The sequence below is a fragment of the Rossellomorea vietnamensis genome, from assembly GCF_008180415.1.
Classification (GTDB): Bacteria; Bacillota; Bacilli; order Bacillales; family Bacillaceae_B; genus Rossellomorea; species Rossellomorea vietnamensis_C.
The window spans coordinates 293,746-307,297 of sequence record NZ_VTEI01000001.1 but is presented as its reverse complement, the minus strand read 5'-3'; the positions used below and the strand labels follow the sequence as shown (position 1 = coordinate 307,297).

Annotated in this window: 11 protein-coding genes; all 11 read left to right on the top strand. The window is 42.6% G+C overall.

Features of this window, described 5'->3' with window-relative positions:
* The first annotated feature begins 141 nt into the window (after window positions 1-141).
* Window positions 142-1,104 (top strand): FtsH protease activity modulator HflK, encoded by a 963-nt coding sequence (gene hflK / locus FZC78_RS01435; RefSeq protein WP_252183462.1) that lies wholly within the window; start codon window positions 142-144, stop codon window positions 1,102-1,104.
* Complete coding sequence (hflC, locus tag FZC78_RS01430; RefSeq protein WP_148937909.1) at window positions 1,097-2,032, top strand: protease modulator HflC; 936 nt, start codon at window positions 1,097-1,099, stop codon at window positions 2,030-2,032. Before hflK ends, hflC begins: the two co-directional genes overlap by 8 nt.
* 505 nt (window positions 2,033-2,537) lie before the next feature.
* On the top strand, window positions 2,538-5,165 hold the full coding sequence (polA, locus tag FZC78_RS01425; protein WP_148937908.1) for a DNA polymerase I: 2,628 nt from the start codon (window positions 2,538-2,540) through the stop codon (window positions 5,163-5,165).
* Between the two features lie 21 nt (window positions 5,166-5,186).
* Window positions 5,187-6,011 (top strand): DNA-formamidopyrimidine glycosylase, encoded by an 825-nt coding sequence (gene mutM / locus FZC78_RS01420; RefSeq protein ID WP_148937907.1) that lies wholly within the window; start codon window positions 5,187-5,189, stop codon window positions 6,009-6,011.
* 162 nt (window positions 6,012-6,173) lie between these two features.
* Window positions 6,174-6,806: a sporulation membrane protein YtaF gene (ytaF, locus tag FZC78_RS01415; protein WP_148937906.1), complete on the top strand. Its 633-nt coding sequence runs from the start codon at window positions 6,174-6,176 to the stop codon at window positions 6,804-6,806.
* A gap of 22 nt (window positions 6,807-6,828) precedes the next feature.
* Window positions 6,829-7,431 (top strand): dephospho-CoA kinase, encoded by a 603-nt coding sequence (gene coaE, locus FZC78_RS01410; protein WP_148937905.1) that lies wholly within the window; start codon window positions 6,829-6,831, stop codon window positions 7,429-7,431.
* Window positions 7,432-8,106: 675 nt separating this feature from the next.
* A complete protein-coding gene (locus FZC78_RS01405; protein WP_148937904.1) occupies window positions 8,107-9,129 on the top strand; it encodes a glyceraldehyde-3-phosphate dehydrogenase in 1,023 nt (340 codons plus the stop codon).
* A gap of 693 nt (window positions 9,130-9,822) precedes the next feature.
* The gene (gene speD / locus FZC78_RS01400) at window positions 9,823-10,203 is read left to right on the top strand and encodes an adenosylmethionine decarboxylase (protein ID WP_006837820.1); all 381 of its coding nucleotides are present in this window, start codon (window positions 9,823-9,825) and stop codon (window positions 10,201-10,203) included.
* 961 nt (window positions 10,204-11,164) lie between these two features.
* A complete protein-coding gene (locus tag FZC78_RS01395) occupies window positions 11,165-11,518 on the top strand; it encodes a cytosolic protein (protein ID WP_148937903.1) in 354 nt (117 codons plus the stop codon).
* A gap of 92 nt (window positions 11,519-11,610) precedes the next feature.
* Complete coding sequence (gene nrdR / locus FZC78_RS01390) at window positions 11,611-12,066, top strand: transcriptional regulator NrdR (protein WP_148937902.1); 456 nt, start codon at window positions 11,611-11,613, stop codon at window positions 12,064-12,066.
* A gap of 92 nt (window positions 12,067-12,158) precedes the next feature.
* A complete protein-coding gene (locus tag FZC78_RS01385) occupies window positions 12,159-13,550 on the top strand; it encodes a replication initiation and membrane attachment family protein (RefSeq protein ID WP_148937901.1) in 1,392 nt (463 codons plus the stop codon).
* Window positions 13,551-13,552: the final 2 nt, after the last annotated feature.

Sequence of the window (13,552 nt, the reverse complement as noted above, 5' to 3'; positions counted from 1 at the left end):
TCTATATTGGCTCAACTATCCACAATTCCCTATGAAGACTCCTTCTCTTTTCACTTAATATGGATAATTTTTTGTAATGCCCCTGAAACTTTTTTGTTATTTAACCGTATAAAAGGTATCGAGATAGAGAGGGGTATGGAAATGAGCCTGAAGCAAATTTATAAGGTTGCCGGAATGATAGCGGGGGCCATCGTTTTGATCGTTGTTCTTTTTACAACATGGTACACAGTGGATGAATCCGATCAGGCAATCGTTCTGACGTTCGGAGAGGCCGGGGAGCCGATAACAGAATCCGGTCTTAAATTCAAAATGCCATGGCCGATTCAGACTGTGGAGAAATTATCAAAAGAAACGTTCAGCCTTCAGTTCGGCTATGAAGAAAAAGATGGGGAGATTGTTGAGTTCCCTAAAGAAACTAAGATGATCACAGGAGATGAATACATTGTCCTGGCTGATATGGTCGTTCAGTGGAAAATTACGAACCCTGAAAAATATTTATTCAATGCCGAAGATCCTAAGGAAATTTTATATGATGCGACTTCCTCTTCATTAAGAAGTATCATCGGAAGCACGGAAATTGATGAGGCGTTAACTTCCGGGAAAGCAGAAATAGAAGCCGAGGTCAGAGATTTGCTTGTTACACTGATTGATAAATATGATATTGGCATATCTGTCATTGGAGTAAAGCTCCAGGATGTCGAGCTGCCGAATGAGGATGTCCGAAAAGCTTTTACAGATGTAACGGATGCAAGGGAAATGATGAATACCAAGATCCATGAAGCCGAAAAGTATCAAAATCAGAGGCTGAATGAATCACAAGGTGAAAAGGATGCTATCCTATCACGTGCAACAGGTGATAAAGCTGCCAGAATTGAGCAGGCACGTGGAGATGTAGCAGTTTTTGATAAATTATATGCAGAGTACAAAGGAAATTCAGAAATTACCGAGCAGCGTCTCATCTTGGAAACGCTTGAGCAAGTTTTACCGGAAGCCGAAGTTTATATTATGAACGATGATGGAAACACAATGAAGTATTTTCCGATTCGTCCTTTAGAAAAAGAAAAGCCTGTTCAAGGTCAAGAAGGGAATGCTAGTAATGAGTGATTCCAATATTACCAACTTGAATGATACGAAAAAACCTGAGATACAATGGAGAAAGTATACGAAGCTGGGAATCTTTTTAATAGCGGCTATTGCAGTCCTGCTTCTTATTATCCTCAATGTTTTTATTGTTAAAGAAGGAGAATACCGGGTGATACGCCAATTTGGTGAGGTAGTAAGGATTGAAGAAGAGCCTGGCCTTAGTTATAAGATCCCGTTCATCCAGTCGGTCTCTACTCTTCCTAAATATCAAATGACCTATGATGTCTCAGAAGCAGAAATCAATACGAAAGACAAAAAAAGAATGATGATCGATAACTATGCCGTCTGGAAAATAGAAGATCCGAAAAAGATGATTTCCAATGCGAGAAACGTCATTAATGCTGAAGCCAGAATGGAGGAATTCATTTATTCTGTTGTCCGGGCTGAATTGGGGAAATTAAACTATGTCGAAATTATTAATGATGAAAAATCAAGTCGAGGCAGCCTCAATGACAAGATAACAGAAAGAGTGAATGAACTTCTTGCTAATGGGAACTTTGGCATCACTGTAAAGGATATAAGAATGAAGAGAACCGACTTGCCGGAAACAAATGAAAAAGCTGTATACACAGCAATGATTTCGGAGAGGGAAAAGACAGCCCAGGAATACCTGTCCATGGGTGATGCTGAGAAGCAGAGAATCATGGCAGATACAGACAGAGAAGTCACTGAACTGCTTGCTACTGCGAAGGCGGATGCCAATGTCATCAGAGCAGAAGGAGAATCTGAGGCAGCTAAGATCTATAACAGCTCTTTCTCTAAGGACCCTGAATTTTACCAGTTATTTAGAACTCTTGAATCTTACAAAAAAACAGTGGATGGAGAAACTGTTCTAGTACTTCCATCTAACTCTCCATACACACAATTGTTAAGCGGCTATACCGAATAATAAGAAATTTTATTAGAAGGCCCGCGCCCGCAGCGGCCGATACCGTTATTTTTCCTTTCTATTCTGAACATGATAGAATGAAGGAAAGATAGCGGTTTTTTGTCGTTATAAATTGCGGCTGTTTTAAAAGTAATGGATTTCCGCTCCAGCCGCACGACTCCGCGGGGCGGGCGTTGAGCCTCCTCGGCTTCGCCTGCGGGGTCTCACCTGTCCCGCTAGTCCCGCAGGAGGTCGCGCACCTTCCGCTCCAATCCTCTTGAGTAAAGAAGCGTCAGGTGAAATACTATTAAAAAACAATAATCCTTTAGAATTGAATAAGAAAGTAATCTCTGCTGCAACATCCCCTACGTACAAGCGGGATAATATTCATGATCATAATCTTTTAGAAAAACATTTATTTTCGACCGGAGGAGAAAGGTTATTTACCTATGTGTGTGGACTAGCCCTCTCCTGCCATTTGCTGCTTAAATGAAATAGAAAAATTCTTGATCCGGGAGGTTCATACATGAAGAAAAAGTTAATGTTGATTGACGGTAACAGTATAGCTTATCGCGCTTTTTTTGCCCTGCCATTATTGAACAATGATAAAGGGGTACATACAAATGCAGTCTACGGCTTTACTACCATGCTGCAAAAAATAATGACAGAAGAAAATCCTACTCATATCCTGGTTGCATTTGATGCCGGGAAGACCACTTTTAGACATAAAACATTCGGCGAATATAAAGGCGGCAGACAGAAAACCCCGCCAGAACTGTCTGAACAATTTCCTTATATAAGAGAACTGCTGGACGCTTATCAAATTCCAAGGTATGAGCTGGAGAATTATGAAGCGGATGATATTATCGGGACTCTTTCCCTTCAAGCGGAAAAAGATGGATACGAAGTGAAAATCATTTCCGGAGATAAAGACTTGACCCAGCTTAGCTCTGAAACCACGACAGTCGGCATTACCCGGAAAGGCATCACGGATATCGAGATTTACACTCCGGAACATATCATGGAGAAATGGGAAATCACACCTGACAGAATCATTGATATGAAGGGCTTGATGGGGGACAGTTCCGATAACATTCCTGGAGTACCCGGCGTTGGCGAGAAAACAGCCATTAAGTTATTAAAGCAATTCGGGACCCTTGAGAAGCTGCTGGAATCCATTGATGAAGTCAGCGGTAAAAAGCTCAAAGAAAAGCTTGAAGAGAACAAGGACCAGGCTGTGATGAGTAAAGAACTAGCCACGATCCTTCGTGAAGCGCCGATAGAGGTTTCTCTTGAGGAATTGAACTATGAAGGAAGCGACGACAAAAAGTTAAAGGAATTCTTTAAGGAGCTTGGTTTCAATTCCCTTCTGGAAAAGATGGGAGAAACAGTGGAAGAGGAACAGGATCTGCTGGATGTTTCTTTTGAAATTTTATCCGAAATTAAGGACGAGCACCTTAAAGAGGAGTCTTCTCTCTATGTTGAAGTGATGGAAGATAATTATTTCAATGGTGATATTGCAGGCATCACCATGAGAAACAGCAAAGGAAACTACTTCTTCACTCTGAAAACAGCCTTGGAGTCAGATGTATTCAAGGAATGGGCGAGGGATGAAAACAATAAGAAATCTGTCTTTGATGCGAAGAGGTCCATCGTTTCCTTGAGGAGACAGGGGATCGAATTGAATGGTATAGAATTTGATTTGCTGATTGCTTCCTACATTTTAAACCCGGCTGAATCTGCCGATGATTTTGCTGGTGTAGCGAGAAAACATGGTGCTTCTGCTATTGAGTCCGATGAAGCTGTCTACGGAAAAGGGGCAAAAAGAAAGGTTCCAGAAGAAAATAGATTGGCAGAGCATCTGGCAAGAAAAGCTAACGTGGTTTTTGAATTGAAAAGTACATGCGAAGAAGCTTTGGAGAAGAATGACCAGTATCAGTTATTTACCGATTTGGAACTTCCGCTTGCCATCATTCTTGCTGAAATGGAATACACAGGGGTTGCTGTGGATACGGAGCGATTGAGAGAAATGAAGTCTGAGCTGGCTGAAAGGCTCGATACACTGGAGAAGAAAATTCATGAACTGGCTGGAGAGGAATTCAATATCAATTCCCCGAAACAGCTTGGAGTCATTTTATTTGAAAAGCTAGAGCTGCCCGCAATCAAAAAAACGAAGACCGGCTACTCTACTTCTGCAGATGTATTGGAAAAACTGCAATCCAAGCATGAAATCGTAGATCATATCCTTCACTATCGTCAGCTTGGAAAGCTGCAATCAACTTACTTAGAAGGTCTGCTGAAGGTCATCCATGAGGATACAAATAAAGTGCACACCCGATTCAATCAAGCACTGACTCAAACGGGAAGACTCAGTTCAACAGATCCGAACTTGCAAAATATTCCAATCAGACTGGAAGAAGGCCGGAAAATCAGGCAGGCGTTTGTTCCTTCTGAAAAAGGGTGGCTCATGTTCGCTGCGGACTACTCTCAAATTGAATTGAGGGTGCTCGCTCATATCGCAGCCGATGAAAAACTGATCCATGCATTCCGGGAAGGGATGGATATCCATACAAAAACAGCGATGGATGTATTCCATGTAGAGGCAGACAATGTGACCTCCAACATGAGAAGGCATGCCAAAGCCGTTAACTTTGGGATTGTCTACGGAATCAGTGACTTTGGTCTATCTCAAAGTCTGGGCATTACAAGAAAAGAAGCAGGAGAATTTATTCAAAGGTACCTGGACAGCTACCCGGGGGTTAAGGAATATATGGATGATATTATTGGCGAGGCGAAGCAGAATGGCTTTGTTAAGACACTGCTCCAAAGACGCAGATATATCCCTGAAATCACGAGCCGGAATTTCAACCTGCGCAGCTTTGCAGAAAGGACAGCAATGAATACGCCGATCCAGGGAAGCGCCGCGGATATTATCAAAAAAGCGATGATCGAGATGGCGGAAAGACTGGAGAAAGAGAAACTTCAAACACGCCTGCTTCTGCAAGTGCACGATGAATTGATTTTTGAAGCACCAGAAGATGAAATTGAACGTTTAAAGGAAATCGTACCGGAAGTCATGGAAAATGCCATTGAGCTGGAGGTTCCATTAAAAGTGGACTATTCTTACGGCCCGACATGGTACGACGCAAAATAATGATGAGGCGGGTGATCTGATTTGCCGGAACTGCCAGAAGTGGAAACCGTCAGAAGAACACTGGCTGAATTGGTTACAGGAAAAAGAATTCATTCAGTTTCAGTTTTTTGGCCTAAAATGGTCAAGCTTCCTGACGAAGTGGAAGAATTTAAGATGTCTCTGCAAGGTGAAACCATTCAGGGAGTCAACCGCAGGGGGAAATTTCTCATCCTGCAGACAGACCACTATTCCCTGGTATCACACTTGAGGATGGAGGGCCGATATGGTGTTTTTCCAGGGGAAGAAGCTGTCGATAAGCACACCCATGTCATTTTTTATTTTGAAGACGGCACAGAATTAAGATATAAGGATGTCAGGAAATTCGGAACCATGCATTTATTTCCAAAAGGAGAAGAACTCTTGCATTTACCCTTGTCTCAGCTGGGACCAGAGCCTTTCTCAACGGATTTTACAATAAAGCATCTCACTGAGAAACTGGCCAAGACGGAGCGTGCAGTTAAGGCGGTCCTTCTGGATCAGACTGTGCTGGTCGGGTTGGGGAATATCTATGTAGACGAGGCCCTCTTCAGAAGCGGGATACACCCAGCGAGAAAGGCAAAGACCATCAAAAAAACTGAAATAAAAAAGCTGCATAAGGAAATCATCGATACGTTAAGTGAAGCGGTTGAGCAGGGAGGCAGCACCATCCGCTCCTATGTGAACTCACAAGGACAAATCGGAATGTTCCAGCAGCAGCTGTTCGTTTACGGTCGAAAGAACGAAGAATGCAGAACATGCGGCAAAACCATCGAAAAAAATGTAACGGCAGGAAGAGGCACACACTTCTGTCCAAACTGCCAGAAGTAAGGGCTGAATGATTTGGCTGATATAAGCAGGATAATAGGTTCTTAACACCTGATAAGCTTTCTCCATATACTAACGTAGCTATGAAAGGTATGGAGGAAACCGGATACCAGCAATCCTGGTTGCCATCCTCTTGATTTATAAAAGGAGGAGGAGCTTAACATCATGAGTGGGACACTTTTATTATTCATGCTTGCGTTCGCCGTAAGTCTTGACAGCTTCAGCACCGGCCTGACTTATGGCCTCAGAAAAATGGGGATGCCGCTAAGGTCCATTGTGATCATTTCGGTATGTTCTGCCGGCTCACTGCTGGCCGCAATGTCGATAGGAAGCTCAGCGGAAAATTTCCTGTCAGAAGGAGCTGCCGATAGGATCGGCGGGCTCATCCTTATTGCTATCGGTGCTTTTGTGCTGCTGCAATTCTTCACATCCAGAAAAGATACAGTTGTAGATGAAGAGAAAATCTTATTTAATTTCGAAATAGAATCGATCGGGCTCGTAATCAACATTCTTAAAAGGCCGATGGCGGCAGACTTTGACCGATCAGGCACGATTACAGGCGTGGAAGCGATCATGCTGGGCCTCGCTCTTTCTCTTGACGCCTTTGGTGCAGGTATTGGAGCGGCTTTATTAGGCTATTCTCCTTTGCTTCTCGCTTTTTCAGTCATGATGATGAGTATTGTGTTCCTGTCGGCGGGCTTGAGAATCGGAAAGAGCTGTGCCCATATGGGATGGGTGAAGAAAGTATCTTTTCTGCCGGGAGTGCTTTTAATACTGATTGGCGTGCTGCGGTTCTGAATGGAAGAAAGGATGACTGATAATGACATCAATTATCGGCCTGACTGGCGGGATTGCCAGCGGGAAAAGTACAGTATCCAGCCTTCTTGCCCAAAAAGGGTTCACAGTGGTGGATGCAGATTTGGCTGCAAGGAAGGTCGTGGAACCCGGAGAGCCAGCTTATTTAAAAATAGTCGAGACATTTGGTCAGGACATTTTAAATAAGGAAGGAACCCTGGACCGTGCTGCTCTCGGAAACATCATATTCTATAATGAAGAGCGCCGGAAAGAACTGAACGGGATTGTGCATCCTGCAGTGAGAGCCGAAATGCTCGCTGAAAAAGAGAAAGCCTTTGAAAATGGAAAGCAGACTGTCGTGATGGATATTCCATTGCTTTTTGAAAGCAATTTAACTTGGATGGTGGAGAAAACAGTTGTTGTGTATGTAGATCGAGATACCCAATTATCCAGGCTTATGTTGAGAAACAGATTGACAGAGGAAGAAGCAGAAGCCAGGGTGAATTCCCAGATGAGTCTGGACGAGAAAAGAAACCTGGCAGATGCTGTGTTGGATAACAGGGGAACCATTGATGAAACGGGCGTTCAATTGGATGATCTTCTTGTCCGATGGAACTTAACACCGTAATTTTGAAAGGAAGCTGAACAATCAGCTTCTTTTTTGTTTGATTTTATGAATTTCACCTTTGAGGATAGTTTTAACCTTATATACATGTCGAACTTCAGCCTGGTCCCTCTGGGTCGAATAAGTGCCTGAGAATAAAAGAAAAGCTCCTTTATAAAACTTTGATAGTAGTTTCAGAGATACCCTTTTAAAAATGATGCAATAGAGAAACGTACCAATTACTCATGGAGTCAGGAAGATAATGGCTTGATTAGCTTGGAAACGTACCATTAAGTCAAAGAGCTAAGAAAATAATGGCATGATAATTTGAAGAAGCAGCTACAATTTTTATGAATAGAGCGAAAACGAAAGACCACGCTTTTTCCTTTAAGCACATTTACTGGTCTAGGTGCTGTTCTTTTAAGATTTTAAAAGAGAATGAGGAATTTCATGAATAGATCACTCATATTTTAATAAGGCAGCTTTACAGCCAGACTAATTCAGGCAAGCTGGGCAAAACAACCTTAGTAAACTTTGTGTTCGGGAAAAGGCGTTAAGAGCCCTGTGGATATAAAATTCGGAATAATTAATCATTTAAAATATGCAAATTAATCATTCAGTTTTTTGGTAAATATGTTATACTAATGCTAACTGAAACACATAAAAAGTATAACGTTTATATAGAGGGGAGCCGGATTAATGAAGGCGAAATTGGCAATCAACGGTTTTGGGCGTATTGGGAGAATGGTATTCAGAAAAGCGATATTAGATGAGAATATTGATATTGTAGCAATCAATGCGAGCTATCCTCCAGAAACACTGGCTCATTTAATTAAGTATGACACAAATCATGGCACATTCAACGCAGAAGTATCAACTGAAGAAAATGCCATCATTGTGAATGACAAACGCGTTCAACTAATCAGCAATCGCGATCCAAGAGAACTTCCATGGAAAGATCTTGAGATTGATATCGTAATAGAAGCAACAGGGAAATTCAACTCGAAAGAAAAAGCTAGCCTGCATCTTGAAGCCGGTGCTAAAAAAGTAATTCTTACAGCTCCGGGGAAAAACGAAGATGTGACGATTGTGATGGGCGTGAATGAAAGCGCTCTAAAAATTGAAGAGCATAGCATCATTTCAAATGCTTCCTGTACTACAAACTGTCTTGCACCTGTAGCGAAAGTGCTGGATGAGCAGTTTGGTATTGAAAATGGCTTGATGACAACAGTTCATGCCTACACGAATGATCAGAAGAATATCGATAACCCTCATAAAGATTTGAGAAGAGCAAGAGCTTGCGGTCAATCGATTATCCCAACAACGACGGGTGCTGCGAAAGCGTTATCATTGGTCCTTCCTCAGCTGAAGGGCAAGCTTCACGGAATGGCTTTGCGTGTTCCTACACCGAATGTATCGCTAGTCGACCTGGTTGTTGATGTAAAAAGAGAGGTTACAGCGGAAGAAATCAACGAGGCGCTGATCACAGCTTCTCAAGGGTCGCTGGAAGGAATCCTGCAGTTTACAACAGAACCACTGGTATCTATTGATTTCAATACAAATCCTCATTCCGCGATTATCGATGGCTTATCCACTATGGTCATCGGTGACCGCAAAGTGAAGGTACTCGCATGGTATGACAATGAGTGGGGCTATTCCTGCAGGGTAGTGGACTTGGCTAAGTATGTTGCGCAGCAGCTGAAATCTAGTGTGAATGTATAAAAGTTTTCGAGAAGCCGGGAATTGTTTTCCCGGCTTTTTTGTGTTCTACAAAGAGCAGGGGCGGGCTTTCGAGGCTCACTTTTTAAAATGGAAAACCGAGAAATGCTCTGCTGCAGAGGGGAGTTCGAATTATATCAGGGTGATTAGTGCATAAACACCCAGCTTCAGAGGGAAACCGGCAAAGGTGCAAGGTGATTAGAGAGAAAACACCCTGCTTCAGGGGATCAGCAAATTAACATGGTGATTTATGCGCATATAAAGCCCTTCGCAAATCATCAATATTAAAATAACTCTAGAGCTCCGTGCAATCAGTAATAGAACACTGACTAGGGGATGAGTGAAATTCCGGACTAACGGGAAAACACATAGTAAGGGCTGAAGACAAAACGGAGAAAGCTTGGATCATCTTGTCCGAGGATGTGAAATATCTGAAAACCTTTTCGATAGGAATCTTAACTGGTCTCGCTTCACCCAAAAATCAATCAAAGAAAATATTTAACTTTTTTTATTGCAAATCTGATTTAAACAAAGTATACTATTTTTCGTGAACTTCTTGAACGCAATTGTAATTATTGTTAACTACTTAAAGGGTTAGGACCTCTTCGGACTAACTTTCCCCCGTGGTAGTTATTATGTTGCCGAAGGATAGGTTCATTTTGACGAAAAAAATTATGTCAAAGGGGGAAACAAGAAATGGAAACAATGGGTAGACATGTAATCTCTGAATTATGGGGTTGCGATTTTGACAAGTTAAACGATGTAAATGAGATTGAAAGAACGTTTGTAGATGCTGCATTGAAATCAGGTGCAGAAGTTCGCGAGGTGGCCTTTCACAAGTTTGCTCCTCAAGGTGTAAGCGGAGTGGTGATCATTTCAGAGTCTCACTTGACGATTCACAGCTTTCCTGAACATGGTTATGCGAGCATTGATGTATATACATGCGGTGATCTAGATCCTAATATCGCTGCTGATTATATAGCTGAAGCCCTAAATGCACAAACACGCGAGAATATCGAATTACCGCGCGGCATGGGTCCTGTACAAGTGAAACAATCAAAAGTGAACGCATTATAAAAAATCACGGAGCCTTCTAATTCTTAGAATGGCTCTTTTTTGTGAGTAAGATTGACTTTTCAGGTTGGGGAACTTTTCGTGTAAGATCTAATCTAGGCGCCTGTGTGTATTAATGTTCCAGTGTAAGCGCACTAGGATCGGTGCTTGCTGGTTATGGTTCTGACTAATCCCATCGTATTCTTACTACTAGATGTTATTACTTGATATATGTCTAAAAGCAAAACGCTCATCACGACCGAAGTCCCTCCAACTTCATACATATCTCAGCGAAAATCCCTCCCTCCCGACCGAGACAGCCCAAACTTCATACAGATCTCAACGAAAATCCCTTCCTCCCGACCGAGACAGCCCCAACCTCATACATAACTCAGCAAAAATCCCTCTCTCCTGACCGAAGTGCAGCCAACCTCATACATATCTCAGCAAAAATCCACCACTCCCGACCGAAGCAGCCCCAACCTCATACATAACTCAGYAAAAAACCCTCTCTCCTGACCGAAGTGCAGCCAACCTCATACATATCTCACCAAAAATCTACCCCTCCCGTCCGAAGTCCCTCCAACTTCATACATATCTCAGCGAAAATCCACCTCTCGTGACCGAAGTGCCGGCAACCTCATACAGATCTCAGCGAAAATCCATCCCTCCCGACCGAGGCACCTCCATCTTCATACAGATCTCTACAAAAATCCATCCTTCTAGACCAAAGATGCAAATTGTTCTGTCCGGACTTAAAGGTGCGCTTGCGCTTTTGGTCTTTCTTTAGGTATATACACCTCTAAGAAGCAAGTATTGAACAAAGTCTATCACTTTGGGTGGGGAATGCTTTTTTTAAGTGAAGAATTTCGGTACAATAAGAGCAGGAATATTTTTTCGGAAACTAATAGATCTCGACGGGGAACCTGCGGGATATTTGAATGAAGATAGCGAGGGAAGAAACTTGGGAGTATTTACATCTATCATGACTATATTTAAATCGGATGTCGAAACATCGGACAGCACTCAGGATAAAGCAATTCAGACCCATTACTATAAATCTGCTCAGGATAAGGTTTTTCAGGCGGTTTTGGACTTGTTTGCATCAGGCGGGTATAAAGTGATTGCCGAGTCGAGGGAACGCGGGGAAATTACAGTAGAGAAAGGCGGGTTTCCCGGTTATTTCATCGTTGTAACGGCCATAAATGTTGCACCATTTGAATCAGCAGTCGACTTCAAAATCAGTGCAGAGAAAAAGGTGCCGGGCTTGTATCCGAAGATGAAGCAGGAAATCGCTTCTTTTTATAAAATCTTGGACAGCAGATTGAAAAGGGCATAAATTCCATCTTGTGATTGAGCGTCCGGTTATATATTATTTAAGTAGATAAACAAAGCGTAGTCCGATTGTGACAAAGATTCGGAGCTGATATTATGAAATGTCCATCGTGTAAATATAATGGAACGAGAGTGGTTGACTCGCGTCCGGTTGACGAAGGCCGGTCGATCAGAAGAAGACGGGAATGCGAAGTTTGCTCTTATAGATTCACAACTTTTGAAAAGGTGGAGGAGTATCCTCTCATCGTAGTCAAAAAGGAAGGGATCCGTGAAGAGTTCAGCCGCGAGAAGATGCTGAGGGGTCTTATTAAAGCGTGTGAAAAGCGCCCTGTCTCCTTGGATACTCTTGAAAGCATCACGGGAGATATTGAAAAAGAACTGAGGAATGAAGGGTCATCTGAAGTTCAATCGGAAAAAATCGGTGAACTTGTTATGGACCGCCTTGCGAAAGTGGATGAAGTTGCCTATGTCCGCTTTGCGTCTGTTTACCGCCAGTTCAAAGATATTAATGTGTTTATAGATGAGTTAAAGGATTTGATTAAAAAAGACTGACTGTGTATGAGCTGAGTACTTCTTGGCTCTTTTTCTCTTTGTTACAGGGCACCCTCCGCAAGTCGTCGTATTTGGAAAGGTAAGGAGATCAAATGAAGAATCACTGGAATAAAATTCAGCCTGTCGACAGGTATACGGTATGTCTAAACGGCGTTATTCAGGAATATGAACGGAAAGCTGTCACATTCCTATATCAGCCGCTGATAGGTCCGATATGCTACAGCCTGTATATGACCCTGTTAAATGAGGTAGAGGAGAACAGGCTGAACTCCGAACAATCCACTCATTATCACTTGATGAATTTTCTTTCTTCCAACCTGCCTGATGTTTACGAGGCGAGAATGAAGTTGGAGGGCATCGGATTGTTGAAGACGTATGAGAAACAAGGTGGAGATCCTCGGGATTTCATTTATGAAATCCAGCCTCCGCTGTCTCCTCAGCAATTCTTTTCTGATGGAATGCTGAATGTATACCTTTTCAGGAAAATCGGGAAGACCCATTTCAACCGTTTGAAGAAATTCTTCTGCGATGAAGAAAAGGATTTGTCACATTATAAGGAAGTCACTAGGTCATTTCAGGATATCTATACTTCCAGCCAATCGATTAACCTGCTCGATGATGAAGCCGAAAGTGCAAGCTCGCTATCTGAAGGCAAAAGGTTTACGGAGCCGCAAAGTTCGCCCGGTGTTCCAGTTGACACCATAGATTTCGATTTTGACCTGCTGCTTGCCGGACTTTCCCAGAACATGGTTCCGAGGCGGGCTTTCACTCCTAATGTAAAAGAAACAGTTGCTAAGCTAAGCTGTTTATACAGCATAGACCCGCTGCAAATGAAGAATGTCGTGCTGAGTGCTTTGACGGAAGACGAGGAAATTAATATCGAGGAATTACGTAAAGCGGCAAGGGATTGGTATCAGCTCCATAATGCGGGGGACCCGCTTCCTGATTTGAAGACCAAGACGGAAAAAACTGCTGAAGCATCCAGGAAAACTCCTGCTACAAAAGAAGAAGAGTTGATAGAGTATCTTGAAACGACTTCTCCCAAAGAAGTTCTTAAGGATATTTCCGGAGGGATTGAGCCGGCAAAAAGCGATTTGCAGGCTATTGAAGAAGTGATGATATCCAAGAAACTTTCTACCGGTGTGGCCAATGTCCTTTTACAATACGTCCTTTTAAAAACAGATATGAAGCTCACGAAGGGATATGTGGAGAAGATTGCGTCCCAATGGGTGCGGAAGAAGGTCTCTACTGCCCAGGAAGCGATGGAATTGGCTAAGAAAGAGCACAAGGAATATCTGTCATGGGCAGAAGGCAAAAAAGATAATAAGAGAAATTATAAAAAACCAGTCAGGACTGAGAAGCTGCCTGATTGGTTTGACGAAAAACCTGCAGACACAACAGATAAGAAGCCTGATCAAAACAGCTCTGATTTTGAAGAGCAGAAACGAAAACTGGAAGAAAAACTGAAGAAATACCGAAAGTAGGT

Bases quoted from the DNA above. Each gene is read 5' to 3' on its own strand.
- speD (WP_006837820.1), top strand. From the start codon at position 9,823: ATGGAAACAATGGGTAGACATGTAATCTCTGAATTATGGGGTTGCGAT.
- FZC78_RS01395 (WP_148937903.1), top strand. From the start codon at position 11,165: ATGACTATATTTAAATCGGATGTCGAAACATCGGACAGCACTCAGGAT.
- polA (WP_148937908.1), top strand. From the start codon at position 2,538: ATGAAGAAAAAGTTAATGTTGATTGACGGTAACAGTATAGCTTATCGC.
- hflC (WP_148937909.1), top strand. From the start codon at position 1,097: ATGAGTGATTCCAATATTACCAACTTGAATGATACGAAAAAACCTGAG.
- nrdR (WP_148937902.1), top strand. From the start codon at position 11,611: ATGAAATGTCCATCGTGTAAATATAATGGAACGAGAGTGGTTGACTCG.
- FZC78_RS01405 (WP_148937904.1), top strand. From the start codon at position 8,107: ATGAAGGCGAAATTGGCAATCAACGGTTTTGGGCGTATTGGGAGAATG.
- hflK (WP_252183462.1), top strand. From the start codon at position 142: ATGAGCCTGAAGCAAATTTATAAGGTTGCCGGAATGATAGCGGGGGCC.
- coaE (WP_148937905.1), top strand. From the start codon at position 6,829: ATGACATCAATTATCGGCCTGACTGGCGGGATTGCCAGCGGGAAAAGT.
- ytaF (WP_148937906.1), top strand. From the start codon at position 6,174: ATGAGTGGGACACTTTTATTATTCATGCTTGCGTTCGCCGTAAGTCTT.
- FZC78_RS01385 (WP_148937901.1), top strand. From the start codon at position 12,159: ATGAAGAATCACTGGAATAAAATTCAGCCTGTCGACAGGTATACGGTA.